The organism is Flavihumibacter cheonanensis, assembly GCF_022352215.1.
GTDB lineage: Bacteria > Bacteroidota > Bacteroidia > Chitinophagales > Chitinophagaceae > Flavihumibacter > Flavihumibacter cheonanensis.
The window spans coordinates 276,682-297,588 of the sequence record NZ_JAKRWF010000004.1; the positions used below are offsets into that span (position 1 = coordinate 276,682).

13 protein-coding genes are annotated in these 20,907 nt (G+C 45.7%); 5 read left to right on the forward strand and 8 right to left on the reverse strand.

Annotation, left to right across the window (positions count from 1 at the left end; translation table 11 throughout):
* Nucleotides 1–5 precede the first annotated feature (5 nt).
* Together MD536_RS17580 and MD536_RS17585 are read right to left on the reverse strand one after the other, a co-directional pair.
* Nucleotides 6–356 carry a hypothetical protein gene (locus MD536_RS17580; RefSeq protein WP_239602525.1) on the reverse strand — a complete coding sequence of 117 codons (351 nt, stop codon included), beginning with the start codon at nucleotides 354–356 and terminating at the stop codon, nucleotides 6–8.
* A gap of 139 nt (nucleotides 357–495) precedes the next feature.
* A complete protein-coding gene (locus tag MD536_RS17585; protein ID WP_239602532.1) occupies nucleotides 496–789 on the reverse strand; it encodes a hypothetical protein in 294 nt (97 codons plus the stop codon).
* A 446-nt stretch (nucleotides 790–1,235) separates the two neighbouring features.
* On the opposite strand from MD536_RS17585, the gene MD536_RS17590 reads away from it, so the two are divergent.
* The gene (locus MD536_RS17590; RefSeq protein ID WP_239602534.1) at nucleotides 1,236–2,693 is read left to right on the forward strand and encodes an alpha-L-fucosidase; all 1,458 of its coding nucleotides are present in this window, start codon (nucleotides 1,236–1,238) and stop codon (nucleotides 2,691–2,693) included.
* Here MD536_RS17590 and MD536_RS17595 read toward each other — a convergent pair.
* Complete coding sequence (locus MD536_RS17595; RefSeq protein WP_239602535.1) at nucleotides 2,685–3,452, reverse strand: copper resistance protein NlpE N-terminal domain-containing protein; 768 nt, start codon at nucleotides 3,450–3,452, stop codon at nucleotides 2,685–2,687. The genes MD536_RS17590 and MD536_RS17595 overlap by 9 nt on opposite strands.
* Nucleotides 3,453–3,752: 300 nt before the next feature.
* On the opposite strand from MD536_RS17595, the gene MD536_RS17600 reads away from it, so the two are divergent.
* The 4 genes from MD536_RS17600 to MD536_RS17615 all read left to right on the forward strand — a co-directional run bounded on the left by MD536_RS17600 (nucleotide 3,753) and on the right by MD536_RS17615 (nucleotide 11,733).
* Nucleotides 3,753–4,346: an outer membrane beta-barrel protein gene (locus MD536_RS17600; protein ID WP_239602537.1), complete on the forward strand. Its 594-nt coding sequence runs from the start codon at nucleotides 3,753–3,755 to the stop codon at nucleotides 4,344–4,346.
* Nucleotides 4,347–4,432: 86 nt separating this feature from the next.
* Entirely contained in the window at nucleotides 4,433–6,817 is a 2,385-nt protein-coding gene (locus MD536_RS17605; RefSeq protein ID WP_239602538.1) for a glycoside hydrolase family 95 protein, read from the forward strand.
* A gap of 30 nt (nucleotides 6,818–6,847) precedes the next feature.
* On the forward strand, nucleotides 6,848–9,013 hold the full coding sequence (locus MD536_RS17610) for a TonB-dependent receptor family protein (RefSeq protein WP_239602540.1): 2,166 nt from the start codon (nucleotides 6,848–6,850) through the stop codon (nucleotides 9,011–9,013).
* Between the two features lie 62 nt (nucleotides 9,014–9,075).
* The gene (locus tag MD536_RS17615) at nucleotides 9,076–11,733 is read left to right on the forward strand and encodes a glycoside hydrolase family 3 N-terminal domain-containing protein (RefSeq protein ID WP_239602542.1); all 2,658 of its coding nucleotides are present in this window, start codon (nucleotides 9,076–9,078) and stop codon (nucleotides 11,731–11,733) included.
* Between the two features lie 2 nt (nucleotides 11,734–11,735).
* Here the strand turns inward: MD536_RS17615 and MD536_RS17620 are convergent, their stop codons facing one another.
* The 5 genes from MD536_RS17620 to MD536_RS17640 form a co-directional block, all read right to left on the reverse strand.
* Nucleotides 11,736–13,475, reverse strand: a complete 1,740-nt coding sequence (locus MD536_RS17620; protein WP_239602543.1) for an alpha-L-arabinofuranosidase — start codon at nucleotides 13,473–13,475, stop codon at nucleotides 11,736–11,738.
* A gap of 91 nt (nucleotides 13,476–13,566) precedes the next feature.
* Nucleotides 13,567–14,850, reverse strand: a complete 1,284-nt coding sequence (locus tag MD536_RS17625) for a hypothetical protein (RefSeq protein ID WP_239602545.1) — start codon at nucleotides 14,848–14,850, stop codon at nucleotides 13,567–13,569.
* Nucleotides 14,851–14,860: 10 nt separating this feature from the next.
* Nucleotides 14,861–16,009, reverse strand: coding sequence for a glycan-binding surface protein (locus tag MD536_RS17630; RefSeq protein WP_239602547.1), 1,149 nt, complete (start codon nucleotides 16,007–16,009; stop codon nucleotides 14,861–14,863).
* Nucleotides 16,010–16,044: 35 nt separating this feature from the next.
* On the reverse strand, nucleotides 16,045–17,715 hold the full coding sequence (locus MD536_RS17635) for a RagB/SusD family nutrient uptake outer membrane protein (protein WP_239602549.1): 1,671 nt from the start codon (nucleotides 17,713–17,715) through the stop codon (nucleotides 16,045–16,047).
* Between the two features lie 11 nt (nucleotides 17,716–17,726).
* Entirely contained in the window at nucleotides 17,727–20,900 is a 3,174-nt protein-coding gene (locus tag MD536_RS17640; RefSeq protein WP_239602551.1) for a SusC/RagA family TonB-linked outer membrane protein, read from the reverse strand.
* Nucleotides 20,901–20,907 lie beyond the last annotated feature (7 nt).

Genomic DNA, 20,907 nt, shown 5'->3' on the forward strand with positions numbered 1-20,907 from the left:
AGTATTTATTTGTTATGATACATGTTGTGGCTAGGAGATCCTAACACACTTGGATTAAGCATTTTTTCCAAACTCCCTCTTTTCAATAAATCGACTATTATTTTATGTATACACTCTCTGGTTAACTCTTTTACAAAAAGATCTGGAGGTATCATATAAAGACACTTCTTATCATCATTTTCTTGCTCATCATGTTTAATAGCTGTTTCCAGAAATTTAAAAGTCCACACATTTATTCCATAATGCCTTCCATCGGGAAAATCCACAATTACATTGGCGAATTCATTTTCAATGTCCCAATTTCCTGGATCTACTTCTTCAAATTCTAACCAAAGTTTAAATGGTGAATTATCCATTTTGATGTTTTAAATATTGCTTTGGCTTATTGCAATGAAACTCAGGCCCGTTTTTTTTCCTCCCAGGTTTTTATTATTTCTACTTTTTCTTCATCATATGAAATAATATCAGCAAGAACGAATTTGGAGAAGTAGATATTTATGCTTGTTTGCCAATTTCATTAATTTGCTCTTCCAGCAAAGCTCTTTTGGCTTTTCGTTGGCGTCGATAATCAATAAAAAATAATACCAGTGAGATTATCAGGAAAAAGTTTATTCCAATATAGTAACCAAGCATTTCTGCTGGTTCTGCATTTACTTTATTTTTTTGATTAAGATTTCCGACGTAGCTGAACAATTGCAATACCAATAATACCCATGCAACTATTCTGAATATCTTAATTTTCGAAGTTTTCTTTCTCATTTGTAAATATCCTCCAAAGCTTCGCCACATGAGTCCCATTGCAGGGAATCACAGGACAAGTTTTTCCAATATATGTATTCTTTGTAACCCTTGCAAGCCGTAAAATTGGATTTGTCATTCAGACCCCTTTTTAAGTCGTTCGTCATGGTTTTTTGTCTGTTCGCGAACTTTATTTTTTTAGGTCAACAGAAGGAACTATAGTTGTTATAGAATTTCTCAACTGACAGAAACCTCAGATAAATGCAGCTTGCCAGATCAGTGCCGAGCGGTTCCGGAACGGTTCACAAACGGTTCACTAACGGCTGAAGAACGGTGCCAAAGCGGTCAAACAACGAAGCCAGAACGGTCAGTGAACGGTCAAACCAGGCCGAATGGTTGCACGAATAAGCCCCAACGGTTAATTTTTTCCCAGTTTTCATCCTTTTCCATAATCCCCTTTCCACCCTTTTATGCTAGTTTCATTCAAACGATTCAACATGCCACGCCTTCTTCTCATCTGCTGCGTTTTGCTTAGCAGCCTGCTTTCGCAAGCCCAACAATTTGAAGCCAATTGGGAATCCCTCAACAAAAGAGGAATCCCCACCTGGTTCAACCAGGAAAAATTTGGCATCTTCATTCACTGGGGTGTCTTCGCGGTTCCAGCCTACGCACCCATCATTCCCAACAGCGGCGATAGCTATGCAGAATGGTACTGGTATCGGATCCATAACAAACAAAAGAACTTCTACGACTTCCATGTCAAAAACTTTGGTTCTTCTTTTGCCTATCAGCAATTTGAACCCCAGTTCAAAGCCGAACTTTTTAACCCCGATCAATGGGCGGATCTTTTCAAAAAAGCCGGCGCCCGTTATGTTGTACTCACTTCCAAACACCATGAAGGGTATACCCTCTGGCCCAGCGAACAGGCTGATAAAGCCTGGGGCCGGCCCTGGAACGCGGTTTCGGGTACTCCTCAACGTGATCTGCTTGGTGATCTCACCAATGCCGTTAGAAACAAGGGTATGAAAATGGGGTACTATTATTCCCTCTACGAATGGTACAATCCGATCTGGCTCTACGATAAAAAGAAATACGTGGAAGAACATATGTTCCCACAATTCAAAGACCTGGTAACCCGCTACAAACCTTCCGTTATTTTTTCTGATGGCGAATGGGATATCAGCTCTGCGGAATGGAAGAGTCCCGAATTACTGGCCTGGTTATTCAACGAATCTCCTGTTGCCAAAGAAGTGGTAGTAAACGATCGCTGGGGTAAGGAAACCCGGGAGCATAACACAGGTGCAACCTACACCACATCCGAATATGGCAGTGGCAAAGATGCCAGCGTAGTGTGGGAAGAAAATCAGGGTATCGGGCATTCCTATGGCTACAATCGTAATGAAAATCTAACTGATTATAAATCCAGTGAGGAACTTATCCTCATGCTGATTGATATCGTTTCAAGAGGCGGTAATTTGTTATTGAATGTGGGTCCCACTGCCGATGGTCGTATCCCTGTTATCCAGCAACAGCGCCTCCTTGATATGGGAGCGTGGTTAAACGTAAATGGAGAAGCGATCTATAATACCACCGCACATACAACGCCTTACCAGTGGAGCACAGGTAAAATGCCCGAAAAGAAAGGCGCATCTTATATGGCGGGGTATAGCATCGCAAAACTGACCGAGCCTAAAAAAGACGAAGCCTATGTGGAAGCTTTTTTCACCCGGAAAGGGAAGGACCTCTATGTAATTCTCCCACGCTATGTGTCCAGCTTTACCCTGCGCGATCTGCCCATTGCTGCTGGTGCTAAAGTGAGTTACCTGGGTAACGGCAAGACTGTTCCGGTTACAAGAAAAGGCCGGAACCTGGTCATGGATCTGAGCAAATTCCGGCCGGATGAATTACCATCCAAACATATCGTGCTTAAAATTCAGAACGCGGGATCATTTTAAGTACACCGCTTCAAACCTGGCCAGCGGCGCCATTTTGGCTTTATTCAGAAAGAGGGTATCTCCATTCAGGTTGTAGTTATCGGCCATTTCCAGCACTTGGCGGAAACGGTCTTCCACTTCCATATTCGGACAAGCCATCAATGTGCCTGCCATTTTGGTGAAGCGGATCCGATTTCCCGGTTGCAGCTCATAACTTCCCATGTAACTGTTGCATCCGCCATGTGCATTCACGCGTCTACCTGCGGTACGCAGAATCATATGCGGTTCCTTGCGCATGTCATCAGTTTTGGTGACAGGCTGGCCATTTAACTCAACCAGCTTCCAGTATTTTTCAGTGATGCCGCTTACGTCTTTGGCCAACACATAGTTGGCAGCTAATTCACCCGTAATGCGATTGCCGTCCTTATCTAAATGCATCAACTGATTTTCACCCACTTTGTATTTTCCCGGATCTTCCCCGGATAGTTGAATATTCGCCCCACTGGCATCCCAGGTGAAAGTTCCTGAACTGGTAACAGGTTCACTGGATTTACCAAGGTAATTTCTGGTAAGGGTATAGGTCTTGTCCTTCATCAACTGAAGCGTGGTTTCAATGCCTTCACAATCTGCACAGGGCAGTACACCAGTATACACACCATTCCAGTCGAGAGAGGTCATGCTGTTGTCTCCGGTTGGCAAACTATTGCTGGTTGCCGGTGTTTTACATGAGAATCCTGCCACTGTCAAAACAGCCAGTAAAAGTCCAGTTTGTAGTTGCATAATATAGTTTTTAACAATTTATAGATTATGAATGATTTATATGAGTTTTTTATTACATAATTTCGAACTATATTTTACCGTATTGAGACTTCCAATCCATGACTATGTTTAATCGGCTGCTTTTTTCCTCGAGGCACCATTTTTGCCTACAATCCTTGTATTGGCACCAAATGGGGAACTTATCCAAAAAATAGCGAATGAGTTCTCGAAGAAAATAATCATGACCCAATTGAAGGCTTTGCTAAATAGTTGAGGTAGTAGCTCAACATGTAAACCTGTAAACATCAAAATCAAATCGGTATGAGAAAAAAAATTGTATTGGCAGCAATGGGTGTACTCTTTATGGGCTTTTATTCCCAGGCCCAGGTAGTGATCAAACCAGCAATTGGTATTAACACAACAGATTTTTCAAAAGATCCGGGTACGGGTGAGTTTAAAGGGCGCGTTGGTTACCAGATTGGAGGCTCTGTAGCCATCGGTAAAAAAGTGTATTTCGAGCCTGGCATTTATTATGTCAAAAAGACCACGGAGTATGTAACCGAAAACACACCCGGATTAGAAGATCAGGATTTCAATATCAGCGGTATTCGCATACCCCTGACGGTTGGTTTCAATTTGCTGGGTAATGCTGGCTCGCCTGTTAGTTTAAGAGGATTTGGTGGAGTGTCAGCGTTTTTTCTGGCTGATATCAAAGACCTCGATAAAGATGACTTCAACACAGCCAGTTGGGGTACTTACCTCGGACTCGGGGTTGATTTCTCCATCCTTTTCGTAGAAGCCTCCTATGAATGGTCACTAACCAATGTTCAAAAAAATATTGAAACCATTGATATTGGTAAATCCCGCTCCCTTTTTGCACATGCAGGGGTTCGGATTCCCATCGGTACTAAATAATTGGTGGATTTTGTTCAAAATGGGCAACTGTTCTTCGAAGCAGTTGCCTATTTTAGTTTGACTCAATCCCCGATTAACTTCTTGCCATGCGAATCCTTTTCCGCCTATCGATCCTGCTCCTTGTGAGCAGCACCCTCTTTGCGCAGGACAGCAGCAAACTGGAACTTTGGTACAAACAACCTGCTGCCAACTGGAATGAAGCCTTGCCGGTTGGCAATGGTCGCCTGGGTGCGATGGTTTTTGGAAATCCGGTACGCGAGCGCATCCAACTCAATGAAGAGAGCCTATGGGCTGGCAGCCCGGTTGAAGCCAACGCCGATGCAGCAGCTCATCTGCCACAACTCCGGAACTTGTTGCTGGATGATTCCATTCAACAGGCCATGGATCTCGCAGAGAAAACCCTGCGCAGCAAACCTATGCGGATCAGATCCTACCAGTCACTGGGCGATCTGTTTATTGACTATTTCCCTACTGCAGATGCCCGGCCCAAACTGGAGAACTATGTGCGCAAGCTCGACCTGCAAACCGGTATTGCCAGCAGTTCTTATACTATTGCCGGTGTACGGTATCATTCTGAACTGTTTGCTTCTGCCCCTGCCAATTGTATCGTGCTGCGTATTCGCACAGAACAACCGAATGCTCTGCATGCAAGGGTATCATTGACCCGCGAACAGGATGCGATGATAATACCTGATGGTGAAAAAGGGCTGCTCATGAAGGGCCAAATCCTCGACCTGCCGGATGAAGATGCTGGTTCGGATGGCTTACACATGAAATTTGCCGCCAAACTAACAGCCATGCACAGTGGCGGATCGGTGCAGGCAGTGAATAATAGTTTATATGTGAAGGGAGCTACCGAACTCGTGGTTTATCTGACTGCAGCCACCAACTATAATTTATCGATGCTGGATATGGATCAGGCTATTGATCCGGTACAACGTTGTACTGAAATTTTGCGTGCGGTACCCTTAAATTTTGAGCAGGTTAAAACTGCGCATGTTGCAGACCATGCTTCTTTTTTCAATCGGGTTGCTTTGAAAATTGGTTCAGCTGCAGCTCGACTAACACCTACGGATGAACGAATTAAAAAAGTCAAAGCAGGTGCAGAAGATATTGATCTGGCTGTCCTTCAATTTCAGTATGGTCGTTACCTACTGATGGGCTCATCGCGCAAGCCAGGTGTACTGCCTGCCAACCTGCAGGGCATCTGGTGTAAGGATATGAACGCGCCCTGGAACTCCGATTTCCATACCAATATCAATATCCAGATGAATTACTGGCCGGTGGAATCGGCCAATCTTTCTGAAGCCTTTCTTCCCTTGTCTGATTTTGTGGATCTCTTACGCAAGCCAGGCAGGATTACGGCATCGAAAACATTTGGGTCCCGCGGCTGGACAGTCAATCATCTCACCAATCCATTCGGCCGAACCGCCATTGCGGATGGTGTGAGCTGGGGCACTTATCCTATTGCAGGTTCCTGGTTGTCCCTGCATTTGTGGGAACATTTTTTATTCACAAGAGATACTGCCTATCTCAAGGAAAAAGCCTGGCCCGTAATGAAAGAATCCGCTGAATTCATGCAGGGATTTTTAATTAAAGACAAAGAGGGTAATTGGGTGACTGCTCCTTCCACCTCTCCTGAGAACGCCTTCAAATTACCTAATGGTAAAGTATATGGCCTCACCTATGGAGCCACTATGGATATACAAATTGTTCGTGCGCTTTTTGAAGCCTGCCGATCTGCCTCCGCCATCTTAAAAACCGATAAAGAATTTGCCCGTGCATTGGCAGCTATTGAAAAAGAATTGCCTCCTGTTCGCGTGAGTAAACGCTATGGCATTGTGCAGGAATGGATTCATGATTACGAGGAATCAGAGCCCGGTCACCGGCATATGAGCCAGCTCTTCGGTTTATATCCTGCCAACCAGATTAACCGTCAGCATCCTGAACTGTTTGCTGCAGCACGCAGAACCATTGAACGCCGGCTCGAATACGCCAAAGGAGGAACAGGATCCTATACCGGCTGGAGTAAATCCTGGATCATCAATTTTTATGCGCGACTCTTTGATGGTGATAAGGCCTGGAGCAATCTCAAAGACATGGAGCGTTACCTGACCCTGCCGAATTTATTTGATGATCATCCGCCTTTCCAGATTGATGGAAATTTTGGACTCACAGCAGGTATGGCCGAGATGTTGCTGCAATCGCACACAGATACCCTGCAACTCTTACCAGCTTTACCTGCTGCCTGGCCCAATGGCTCGGTTAAAGGATTGAAAGCAAGGGGTAACCTGATCGTTGATATGGAATGGAGTAATGGGCAGTTGGTTGCCGCACGCATAAAAGCAGGATCACCTTATACCGGAGTTATCACCTATTCTAAAAAAACTCAGAAAATTAAACTGAAAGCAGGGGAAGAATGGGTACTACTCCCCAAAAATGGGGAAGGGCCGGCTGGCAGGAATAAGTAATTTTGCCGCATGAAAATGCGAATATGGTGTATGCTTTCTTGCTTAGTGGTGAGTGCTCCTGTTGTTGCACAGGAAGATACTACTAACCGAAAAACTAAAATGCTGGATGAAGTCATTTTCAAGTCCTGGTTGAGGAAAGATATCGGACGCTTACCCCTGTTGAAAGATGGCTTTTATCATGCAGGCAGAAAAAACGAAGTGGTCCATCTGGGAAGCGCTACTACCAATATGGCACTTAAAGCCGGTCGGCAACTCTTTGCTAAAATTCCAGGTGTATTTGTGTATGATATGGATGGCAGTGGCAACCAGCTCAATATCGCTACCCGTGGTCTTGATCCACATCGTAGCTGGGAATTTAATATCCGGCAGAATGGGGTCCTTACCAACTCAGACATGTATGGTTATCCCGCCAGCCATTATAGTGCTCCGATGGAATCCTATGAACAGATTGAACTTGTTCGGGGAACAGGAGCATTGCAATATGGTGCGCAGTTCGGCGGCATGCTGAATTTTATTACCAAGCAACCGGATAGCGCTAAACTGCTTTCTTTTGAATCGATCAATACAGCAGGATCGTACAATCTGTTAAGTACCTATAATGCTGTGAGCGGTACCTATAAAAACTTCTCTTACTACGCGTATTATTACAAACGACATTCTGATGGATACAGAGAGCAAAGTGGATCGGACGCAGAAGCACAGTATGTACAATTAAATTATCGGCCTGCTGCACATATAACTATTACAGCTGAATTAGGCAGATCGAACTATCTCTATAAAATACCCGGACAACTTACTGATAGCATGTTTGCCGCAGATCCCCGTATGGCGACGCGGAAACGTAATTATTTCAGTCCGGATATTTATGTCCCTGCCCTTAAATTCCGGTGGGATGTTACTAGTCGTACGAGTGTACATTGGATTAATTCTGCAGTACTCGGTACCAGAAACAGTGTTATGCTGGATGCTTTTGCTACAGTTCCTGACACCATCAACCGACTGACGGGTGAATATAAAAATCGCCAGGTAGATATTGATAAATTCAATAGCAAGACTTCCGAATTACGCATCAATCATCAGTATAAGCTGGCCGGACGTAATATGACCCTGGCTTCCGGTTTGGTGTTCATGTGGAATGATTTACATCGTCGGCAATTAGGAAAGGGCAGTACAGGAACGGATTTTGATTTGAAATTAGCAGAACCCGGCTTTGGAAGAGACATGCACTTCAAAACCCGGAACCTGGCTGTTTTTGTTGAAAATGCGATTCCGATACTACCCCGACTTACACTTACTCCTGGTTGGAGAATGGAAACGGGAACTACTCAGTTTGATGGTAAAATCAGTTATTATACGGAGTATCCAATCCCTAATACCATAAAACATAATTTTCATTTATTCGGGCTTACCAGCCAATTTGAAATCAATGAACAAAGTCAACTTTATGCAGGAATTAGTCGCGCTTACCGGCCGGTTATTTTTAAAGATATCGTTCCTGGATCTACTTATGAACAGATCGATAAGAATCTCCAAAATGCAACCGGATATAATGCAGAGGCCGGTATCCGGGGTAAATGGGGGGAGTACCTCAGTTATGATATCAGTTTGTTTCGGTTAGTATACAATAACAGGATGGGTACCATTGTTGAGCAGGATGAAAATGGGCAGCCCTATACTTTCAAAACGAATACAGGAGATAGCCGGACGAATGGCGTGGAGCTCTTTATTCAATATAAAAGACCCCTGGGCGCTCATGTATCAGCGGGTCTATTTACTTCCACTTCGTATATGGATGCTGTTTATACCGATGGCAAGCTGGCCACCGGTACGGGCAATACTTCGGTTAAGGGTAACAGGCTGGAGGCGGTTCCTACCTGGATTACCAGGAATGGACTGGAACTGATGTATCGCGGACTGAGTGCAACGGTCCTGTACAGTTATACCTCGGGAACCTATTCTGATGCCCTTAATACCCGCATTCCATCCAATAATGGTGCAAGAGGATATACTCCCGAATATGGGATTTGGGACCTGAATATGGCTGTTCAAACCAATTCGATCTTCTCCATTCGGGCCGGCGTCAACAATCTGCTCAATAAGTCTTATTTCACCAAGAGGCCCACGTTTTATCCGGGACCGGGTATTTGGCCCGCTGACGGTAGGAATCTGTATGTAACAATAGGTGTTAAAATTTAGGAAGTCTTTCTCCGGCGGCCTATTGCTTAATGCCTCAACTTTGAAGCAGCAAAAGTTGACGCATGAAGTACCTGATTTTAGCTCTTAGCTGTTTGGCGATGAGTGGTCTCAAGGCCCAGCAGCCCGCCTATAAAAATGCTGCCCTGCCCGTGGAGCAGCGCGTGGAAGACCTGTTGAAACGCATGACGCCGGAAGAGAAATTCTGGCAGTGTTTCATGATTCCCGGTGAGATCAAACCTGGTGATGAAGCCAAGTACAAAGCAGGCATTTTCGGTTTCCAGGTGAGTGCCGAGAGTAAGGGGGGAGAAGCTGCCCAGCAATTGCTGCAATACAATGCCAAAGAAGATGCCGTGAGCCTGGCCAGGAAGATCAATGGCATTCAGAAATACTTTATGGAACAATCCCGGTTGGGCATTCCCATCATTGCCTTTGATGAGGCGCTGCATGGATTGGTTCGCTCGGGTGCAACTGCCTTTCCCCAGGCTATTGCATTGGCATCTACCTGGGATACAAGTCTTATGTCAAAAGTTGCCAATGCCATTGCGCTGGAAACCAAATTGCGTGGTATACGACAGATTTTATCTCCGGTGATCAACCTGGCTCATGATGTGCGCTGGGGACGAACGGAAGAAACTTATGGCGAAGATCCTTTCCTAAGTGCCGCCATGGGCGTGAGTTTTATCGGTGCCTTTGAACGCATGGGAGTGGTTACTTCTCCGAAACATTTTGCTTTCAATGTGGGTGCAGGTGGCCGTGACAGTTATCCCATTGATTTCAGTCAGCAGTTTTTACTCGAAACCGAATTGATTCCTTTCAAAGCAGTATTTGAAAAAGCAGGTGCCCGCTCGGTGATGACAGCCTATAATTCCATCAACGGTCAGGCTGCTACTGCGAATAACTGGCTGCTGAACGATCTGCTGAAAAAACAGTGGGGCTTTAAGGGATTTGTGATCTCCGATGCCGGTGCAGTAGGTGGTGCTTTGGTGCTTCATAAAACGGCTAAGGATTATCCTGAGTCTTCGCAGCAGGCGATCAGCAACGGACTGGATGTAATCTTTCAAACTGATTATGCACATCATCCTTTGTTCATGCCACCCTTTGTAGATGGACGCATACCGCAAGCGCGCATAGACGATGCTGTTAGACGTATTCTGCGCATCAAGTTTGAACTGGGTTTATTTGAAAATCCCTATGTAGATGAAACCGCAATTGAAACCCTGATTGATATCGCCGCACATAAGCAATTAGCAGAAGAAGCTGCTGCCAAAAGTTTTGTATTGCTGAAGAACGAACAGGTGCTTCCATTACGCAAACAACCCAGCTCCATTGCCCTTATTGGTACCGATGCAGCAGAAGGAAGATTGGGAGGATATAGCGGTCCGGGTAATGGAATCATTTCCATCAAAGCGGCGTTGGAACAAAAATGGACCACAACCAAAATCAACTATGCAGATGGTTATGAGCGCATGGGAGCTGAGTTTGTTACCATCCCGGCAGCTCAGTTGTTCCATACCAGCAAGGGAAAATCAGTGCCTGGTTTATTAGGTGAGTATTTTGATCAGGCAGCTATTTCCGGTACTCCCAAATTGACGCGGGTTGATAAGCAGGTCCAGTTCAAATGGACCTTGTATGCACCGGATCCTTCCCTACGGAATGATTTTTATGCCGTGCGCTGGACAGGTGAAGTAGTGGCTCCGGAATCCGGAACATTTAAAATAGGATTGGAAGGGAATGATGGTTTTCGGTTATACATCAACGGTAAACTGGTAGTTGATAATTGGAGCAAGCAGAGTTTTTCATTACGTACTGCCGATGTTCAATTGGAAAAAGGCAAACGTTACCCAATTAAAATTGAATTCCGTGAACCGGTTGGTAATGCTGCGATCCGGCTGGTTTGGAATGCAGGTCATAGTTTTGACTGGAAGGAAAAAATAGCAGCCGCAGTGGCAGCAGCACAGCAATCTGAGGTTGCCATTATAGTTGCGGGTATCCATGAGGGTGAGTTTCAGGACCGGGCTTATCTTAGTTTGCCTGGTCACCAGGAAGAACTGATCCAGGCTGTGGCTGCAACCGGTAAAAAAGTTGTTGTATTGCTGGTTGGAGGGAGTGCAATTACCATGAAGTACTGGATGGATAAAGTGGGTGCTATCGCGCAGATCTGGTATCCGGGTGAGCAGGGCGGATTGGCAGTTTCCGATTTATTAAGTGGCCGCATTAATCCTGCCGGCAGGTTACCGATTACCTTTCCGGTGCACGAAGCACAATTACCCTTGACCTATTACCATAAACCAACCGGCAGGGGAGATGATTATCACAACCTGAGCGGAGAGCCTTTGTTTCCGTTCGGATATGGGTTGAGTTATACCGAATTCAAATACAGCAATCTTCGGGTACTCACGCCTTCAATTGGTTCCAAAGACACCGCGTTGATCCAATGTGTGGTTACCAATGTGGGACCGGTTGCCGGAGAAGAAGTGGTTCAGTTATACATCCGGGATGAGTTGGCTTCATTAGCCCGACCAGTTATGCAATTGAAAGGCTTTGAACGGATTGCTTTGCTAAAAGGGGAGAGTCGCACGGTGAAGTTCCGCCTGCCTGCATCCGAACTGGCTTTCCTGAACCAGCAATTGGAAACGGTGCTGGAACCTGGAAGCTTCCGGATTATGATCGGCGCTTCTTCCAGGGATATTCGACTGAAAGGGGACCTAGAGCTTAAGTAAACTTAGAGTACCAGTATCACTGCACCCAGTGCAGGAACGGTAATTTTGATCTGCTCATATACCGGGTGTGACCTCGCTTTCAATTGTGTGTAATTGGTTGGACCGCCTGCTGCCAGAGAAGGGCCTTCTCCATTTACCAGCACTTTGCGGGAGAACTCCCCATTATCATTGCTGCCCTCCAATTGGTAGTAATAGAGTCGCTTGCCGAAATTCAGGTTATTAGCTTTTAGCTGCACGGTTACTGGTTTATCTGAAGTGTTAATCAGGGTGAGGTTTGCTTCACCAGAACTATAGGTAGATGCATACGCCTTAATGGCTGTACTTCCGGTTACTTGTGCAGGAACCAATCGATCACCAATCAAACGCGAATAATAATACATGTAATAGAAAGAGGGGCGAGGTGTCCATTTGGGAATTCCGGGTTCATTGCCATCACTGAATAAGCCATGATCATTTCCATTCTCCCAGCCATTGAGCAGATCCCAGCGCAGGGCCATGCCATACTGATTCACCAGTGACTCACTCATCACTGCGAGTGCAAATAAACCACTCACATTGGATACCTGTTGCTTGGAATCCTTCGCCCACATATTCCATTCCGTTAGTGCTACCGGTAATACAGGCGCACCATAGGTTTGCATTTCTTTTTTGATATGCTGCATCATTTTCGCAGGCACAGTCAATCCTGCATTCATCACTACGGAAGCTGTAGAGTTCTCATTAAAGGGTGTGAAATAATTGTGCACGATGTAAAAATCCGCGGCACTTTTTAGGTTTTTTAATACCCCTTCATTCCAGGTTTTAGTGGTATTGGTCATCCAGGCTTCTGTTGGTGCATCGTAAATGGTTGCTCCAATAAATATCTCCTGCCCGACTTCAGCAGCCGCTTTTTTCATCGAGTCTACAAATACCTGCACATGTTGCGCATACAATTCACCGGTTACAAATTCCGGTTGCCCATCCTTGTTAGCTGATAGATCAATCCGGAAGCCCGCTTCCCAATCACCATAGGTTTCATTACCGATCTCCCAGTATTTGGTTCTGCCTTTATCATAGCGCACCCAATCGGCAGCCAGGTGAGCTGCTGCAGCCACCGGATCCGCACTGGTTCCATATCTCGCATATCCATAGTTGACAGTCAATACCCCGATGCTTCCGGATTGTTTCAGTACTTCATAATACTGATCTACTGAGGCAGTCCAGCTTTCATTGACCTTGCCATACCAGTAACCGGCTTCTTTGATCACGCCATCTTTATCCATCAGGTGTGAAGGTGCATCGGCAGGTGGTTGTCCAGGTTGCGCATTCCAGAAATACATATCACTTAAACTTCCCGCAGGGAATCGGATGAATTCTGGTTTTAGTGCTTTGATATGTTGCATGAACAGCGGTTCTCCTACCATATTGGTCATCCAGGTATTGGCATTATGTCCCCATACCGTTGGAGGAATTTTGGTTATGATCTTACTGGCATCAATGGTTACAGTTACGGTAGCCGAAGCCTGCGCAGGAGTTACTTCCGTGTAAGACGGAGCAGTAAAACTTCTCGGCTTCCAGTGTTGCTCAAAGAAACCAATGGTGGCTGCCAGTGGCGGATCAGCTACCGGTACCACAGGTGTTATAACCGGGCCGCCTGGTCCCGGACCAGGTTCGGGCTCGGGATCAGGGTCTTTTGTTTTGCTGCAACCCACTACATTACCTGTTACTAACAGTACTATACAAACGAAATAAAATACTTTCATAATAAGTAATTAAAAAGGGACCCTGCTTACCAATGGTTTTTCATTGTCAGAGGGCCCCTGTGCTTGCATATAACACGAGTTGATGCTGCTCTTATCTCAACCCAACATGATCCATGTAAATCGTGCCTGTCCAGTCAAAATTCTGGAAGGTCAGTTCACTGATACTTGCCGGGTTACCTAGATTCGCTTTGGTTAATTTGTATTCCACCCATTTTCCTTCTTCCAATGTGATGGTATAAGCTGGATTGCCTCCCGCGATCACATTGATACGTTTGCCATCGGTACCCGGAGTTCCGAAGATGGCAAAAGTGATCTCCGAATAATTTGCCAGCGACACGGTATTATTAGCAAATTTCAATGCACCCCACTGTCCGGTATAATTCACTTTAATAGCTGCATCGCCATCGCGGATATTATCCTTATTGGCAAAATCAACATTCGTACTCCAGCCCCAATTCTGCCAGTTGTTCTCCAAAGCATCTTTGTAAAACACATAACTCAATGCCGGCAGGGGAGGAAGATCTCCTACAAACAAAACCGCTTCTTCAGACTCCACTACCACATCAGAGAAAGCAATCAAGCTGATGGTACCCCTGTTGGCAGCTGCCGGTATTACCAGTTTGATTTCAGTTTCAGACTGACTTACAAAACTCGTTATGGGTTCTGTCAGTCCTTTGAATAACACTCCTTTTACGAGATCGAGATCAGTTCCTGTTATCGTGAATTCTTTTTCTCTTTCAGCAGGAGAGGGATCAAATCCGGTTGCAGCTGGTAACACGATTTCCAGCGGCTCCTCTGTTTCTACTGTCATCGGCTCTGTACCTTCAACGGATAGCGCAATTTCTCCTGTCTGCGCTTCCATAGGAACCGTTACCACCAGCTCATTTACTGATTTACTGACAAACTCAGTTACTACGATATCCTTATTAAAACGGATCTCGGTTACCCAGTTCAGAAACCTACCCTGGATCGTCAGGTTTTGTCCCGGCTTTACTTTAGGTGTAAACCCGGTAATTGCTAAGGGCACTTCCAGGTTCAGAGCAGATACGGATTCAATCTCTCCCTGGTCTGTAATCAATATTACTTTACCAGATTCAACGGTCTCTGGTAACACCAGCACAATGGTTTCCGGACTCTGCGATTTGAATCCGGCTTTTTCTACTCTTGCACCTACAAACTGGATGGCAGTCACTTTGTGCAGGTTGTTTCCAATGAATTGAATGTCTTCGCCATGCTGAATGCCAGACGGACCGAAACTCAATAACTGTACTAAGCCGTTATTGGTATCATCTTCTTTATCACAGCCGGCAAGTGCCAGTACACCAAAGCAGGCCAGCCATAAGAAGAGGTGTTGTATTTTATAGATTGCTTTCATTTCTCAGTGTTTATTTTTCCAATACTTTGGGTACCACGCGGAAATTATCAAAGGCGATATCACAGTCCAGGTCGCCCGGACCATGAAACAGTAACCTTGTGTAATAGCCATTCGGACTCACACTCAAATTGCCTCCATAACTGGCTGCGATTTCTTCAAAAGGAATTACTACCGTCTGCCATTGGCCCTTAGTATCGATGGGTGGCTTCCACTGGTACTGATCATTGTTGAAGGCGGTCAATCCCAGGTTCAGCTTGATCATGTTGTTATTGTAGGGCTTGAGTGTATTCACTTCAAACTTCAGGTTGTAGTCTTCCGGTTTCAGAATCGCTTCATCCGGAATGTTCTTACTGATTGGACCCATTGCATCGGGCGGACCGCCAGCTGCTTCCAGCCAGTTCCAGGCTCCGATAGCACGGGTTACCCGGATATAATTACCATTGATAGATGCAGGATCAGCCGGACCAGGATTGCTCACCACAAAACCTGCATTCCACCAACCAGTGAAGGGATCACTGCTGATGAAAATATTGCGGTTATCGCGGAACCAGAAATCAGAAACGGTTTCGCCAAAATTGGTGGTTACGGTAATAGGACCTGGTTGTGCACCTTCGGGTATCCGTACCTGTAAGATCTTGTCATCTACTTCAACCAATTCCCCATTTACGCCGCCTGCAAATTTTACAGTGAGGGGCGGATAGAAGAAATCTCCGCGAATGGTAGCAACTCCTCCTGTTAATACATATTCGCAATCCATACTACCAACAATCGGTTCACTGATCTGCACTTCGAATTCATGCAGCAGTTCAAAGCCATTCGCGAATACCAGTTTCATCGTATTGGTGATCTCCAATGGTATTTCATTGGGTATACTTACCAGGATGGTAGTATTAGTAATATAAGTTGGTGTCAGCACCGCGCGCTGGTCGTTGAACCAGATCTGTCTTGCATTTTGCAGATTTTCACCAACGATTGCAATCAGGTTTCCCTGGAATGCACCCACCAGTAAGGAGTCAGCTGATGCAGGGTCTGTAATCCGCACATAACGAATCCTGGGTATTCCATTATTAGGTGCATCATCGTCCTTGGAACAGGCTGTAAACAGGCCCATTACCAGGGAGAAGAATAAAATACTGTATGTTAATTTGAATAGTTTCATATGCCTTGTTTTTACGCTCACAGAATAATGTTGGATTAATAATCAACGGGCGGTTTATTCAGGTTCGGCGCCTGGCTCAACTCAGCCGCAGGAATCGGCAAGAGGAAATTTCCGCTGTTTGCATTGATCGTACGATCCTGTGTTGCCCAGGGTGTTTTGGTAAATGTCCAGTTGGTTGGATCCGGGAATTTATCCGGTTGAGTGAAGAACAATCCACGGTCCTGTGAATTCAGGATCTCATATGCCTTGGTTGGATTCCAGTAATGCAGACTCACCAGATCATACCAGGCCATGCCTTCCATTGCGAATTCAATGAAGCGTTCTTTTTGTATAACGTCAATGGTTAGTTCCTCTTCATATTCCGGCAATCCCGATCTTTTATGTACCGCATTGAAATAGGCCATTGCCTTTGCATCTGATGTGCTTTCCTGGTTACCCAATTCCGCTTCAGCATAGATCAGGTATACTTCTGCCAGTCGCATCATGTAGGTATCATACTCATAATACTGCTGTGCAGCTTTGCCATCCATGTCTTCTGCTTTTCCACATACGTACTTTTTAATCGAGAGGAAATTGTTATCAGATCCGGTAAAGGGAAATACCAGTTCCTGTTTTCCGCCCGGTATGGCCTGTGTAATTTCAGGATAATGAAATCCGGGTAACATGAAGGTTGCTTTCAAGCGCTGATCCAGAGTGCGTCCCTGTAATCCTCCACTGGGTGTAGCAGTGATGCCATCATACAGAGATATCATCCACCAGGTAGCGCCTTTATCACCTCCCCAGCCATCACCGTTTGCAATATCCGCACTATAAGCCAGGTAAGCCGGAGTTGAATTCTGTGATCCCCAGGCTCCGGGAGAATAAGCCCATTGCAGGGAGAAAATGGATTCCGAATTATTGTCATAAGGATATTTGAACAGATCAGCATAATTGTTCAGCAACCTGTAGGGACTTTGGGTAATCACACGCTCTGCATAATATTTCGCACTGTCCAGGAATTGCTGATTACGCTGACCATTTCCTTCTGCGCTTACTCCCGCCCTCGTGAGATAAAACCTTGCGAGCATGGCTTCTGCCGCCCATTTGTTTAAACGTCCCGGGCGCACAGAGGTCAATGGCAGGTCTTCCACTACCGCTCTCATCTCGTTGGTGATAAATCTCCATACACTGCTTACTGTGTTGCGGGTAATGGAGGTATCTGACAGCAGTGCCAGGTTGTTTTCGATAACCGGAACCGCACCCCAGTTCATTACCAGGAAACGATAGGCCAGTGCGCGCATATAACGTGCTTCTGCAATCGCCATCTTTTTTACTTCAGGTGAAACTCCTGCACCTGCATAGCGGTTGATGTTTTCAATCGCCAGGTTAGATTGTCCCACTACAATAAAGAACGAGCGCCAGGCTGTTCCATTCTCTGGTGTATTACCAGTTGTGTTAAATAATACGTTGCCGCGATCATTCCAGGCGGAATAAGCTGTGCCCGCACGAAAATCGCCCAGGTTATAGGATGCTTTATCATTGTAATCAAACCATACCCGGCTGTACAGCAGTGATGTGGCTGCAAGTACCTGCTCATCGGTCTGGTAAAAACTTCCATCCACAATGGCATCGGTTGGTGGTCGCTCAAGGAAATCCTTGCTGCAGGCGCTCAATCCAATTACCAGCAGCAGTAGAAAACTATATAGTATCGAATGAATTCTTTTCATGGCAAATAATTTTAAAAGTCAAGACCAATAGTGAATGCATACACCGGTGTCAGGGGATAGCGACCAAAATCCAGTCCGATTGCCTGGTTGGCTGCACTTGCATCCCTTCCTACATAGGCACCTACTTCAGGATCCAGTCCGCTGTAGTTAGTCAGCGTGAAAATATTCTGTCCACTGATCGACATTCTGGCTCCTTTTACAATGCGCTGTTTGGCGATCAGGTTTACCGGTAGATTGTAGGTAAGTGTTACGTTTTTGAGGCGGATAAAAGATCCGTCTTCCACCCACTTGCTGGTGGGACGTGCATGGTTGTTATTCGGTCCATAACTGATTCTCGGAACATCCGTACCAGGATTCTCCAACACCACTTTACCACTGTTATCAGTATGCGGTTTTGCATAATCCATCACCCCAACCAGCAGGTTGCGGCTCAGGTTGATATTGTTCGGATTGGAATTAACCTTCGCGATATAGTTATAGATATCATTTCCATAAGTGGCTGTGATTAGGATGCTCAGATCAAATCCCTTGTAAGAGAAACTGTTGGTAAAACCGGCGAATAATTTCGGCCAGGGATTACCAATAGTGGTCTGATCTTTCTCATCAATGATGCCATCACCATTGATATCCTTGAATTTGATATCACCCACCCAGAGACCATTGGCCTGATCAATTGGCAGCCGGTTGCCATTGTTGTCTACTGGAACCGGACTGTTTTCGATTTCTTCTATACTTCCGAAAATACCTTCTTCCACATATCCGCGGAACAGCCAGGGTGCTTGTCCAACTGCAGAACGCTGTGTCCAGTCTTCCAGCCACCAGGAGGTACGATCGATGAAAGCAGTTTCAGAATAGAATTTCTTAATCTTTGTTTTGAAACTGGAGAGGTTCAGGTTCGATTCCCAACGCAGTTTTTTGTTGTTGATATTAACGGTATTGATAGTGAGGCCCCAACCTTTGTTCTGTAATGTTCCGATGTTTACCTGTGGCGATCCTACTGAACCCGTACCATTGGTTCCCATGTACCAGGGAAGCGGGTTGTCGAGTAACAGGTTATCTGTATTCTTTACATAATAATCGAATTCAAAATTGATGCGGTTTTGCGCAAGGCCAATATTCAAGCCGATATTGTTGGTCTTGGTTTCTTCCCATTTCAAACCGGGATTGCTATACCTGCTTGGCAGGAATCCGGTTCCGGTTGGCGTGGGTGATGTTGCCATAGGAGAGTAGATATATCCACTTCCACCCTGGTTACCCGTGGTACCAGTTTCCAGTCGCAGTTTCAATTCACTGATAAAGCCGGATTTGAAAAACTTCTCTTGAGAAATTCTCCAGGCTGCTGAAACAGAGGGGAAGGTTCCCCACTTGTTCTCCGGACCGAAATTGCCGGAACCATCGCGACGAATAGTACCTACCAAAATATAGCGGTTATCATAGTTGTAATTCAGACGACCGAAATAAGATTCCATCGCCCAGTCGCCGGATCCTCCTGAGTTGGTAGCAGTTAAGGGATCACCTGCATTCAGATCAAGGATATCATTGGTCAGGAACCCGGTACGTACAGCACCTGTATTTTTCCAGTTGGATTCCTGTGCTTCGTGACTAACCATCACGCCTACCTGATGATCACCAAACTGTTTATTGTATTCCAGCATCTGGTTCCAGTTCCAATAGGTATTGGTACTGTTACCTTGGCTCAGGCTGGCGCGATCATTTACTGCCCATCCAATCCGGTAAGCCGGCTGGTAATAATCCGAATTGCCAAAGCCGAGGTTAGTGTTGAAAGATGTTCTGAATTGAAGATCCTTAGTTAGTTTGATACCCACATTCAGACTTCCCAAAATCTGGCGACGAACAAATTTATTGGTAGTCAGGGTTGCTATTGCGATGGGGTTCACAGGTGCAAACTGATTCGCACCATTGGTTTCATCCCCTCCACCCCAACTACCATCCAGGTTCTTCACCGGAATCTGTGGAGTTAAGCGCAACGCATTGGCGATGATATTCTCCTGGCTGGTAGTCAGGTTTTCATTGGTCTGGTTGAAACTCAGACTCGCACCAATAGTTGCCCATTCGCGAGGTTTGTTATCCAGGTTTAATCTTGCTGAGTAACGATCAAAGCCTGAACCTAATGCGATACCATCCTGCTTAAGATAATCTCCTGCCAGGTAGTAAGTTGTCTTTTCATTACCACCACTCACACTCAGCTGATGTTTTTGCATGGGCGCATTGCGGAACAATTCTCCCTGCCAGTCGGTTCCCTCTCCAAGCAGACTTGGATCCAGGAATTCAGCAGGCGTTTCACCACCCGCGATCGCATGAAACTGATTTACCATCGTCGCATACTCACGCAGGTTCATTACATCCATCTTTTGAGGTGGACGTTGAACACTGTATTGGTAACCATAATTGAATTTGGTATCACCGGATTTACCACGTTTAGTAGTGATCAGGATGACTCCATTGGTTGCACGTGAACCATATACTGCGGTAGCAGATGGACCCTGTAATACCTGGATATTATCAATGTCGTTCGGATTGAGTCCCGCGATTGGGTTGGAGGAACTTTGCGGACCAAAATTCACCGTGGATCCCTGTATCTGAACTCCGTCAATTACATAAAGGGGTTCATTACTTCCATTGATGGTATTCACCCCGCGAATATTCACAGAGATACCACCACCTGGCTGACCGGAGTTCTGTGTGATATACACACCCGCGGCACGACCCTGGATAGCCTGTTCCAGCGTGGTGTTGATCGTTCGATCCATATCCTTGGAGGATACTGTGGTTTGTGCACTGGTAAGGTTGGCTCTTTTGGTTGCACCATAACCGATTACCACCACTTCACTCATGTTGGCATTGGCCGTTCGCAGCGTGATGTTGAGGGTGTTGGAATTTCCAACCGGAACTTCCCGGGTTTCAAAACCTACATAGGAAATTACCAGTACCTCTCCTGTTTTGGCAGTTAACTTGAAATTTCCTTTTTCATCAGTGTTGTAACCCCGTTGGGTGTTCTTGATCATGATGGTGGCACCGGCCACAGGCAAATTATCAGCGCCGGTAATCCTGCCGGTAATGGTTCTGTCCCCTGTTTGTGCGGAGAGCGTCTGGGCCAGCAACAGGCCGAATAGAAAGACGCAGAGAGGAACCACCCACTTGCGTGTAGTTTTGGTTTTGTGCATAAGCAAG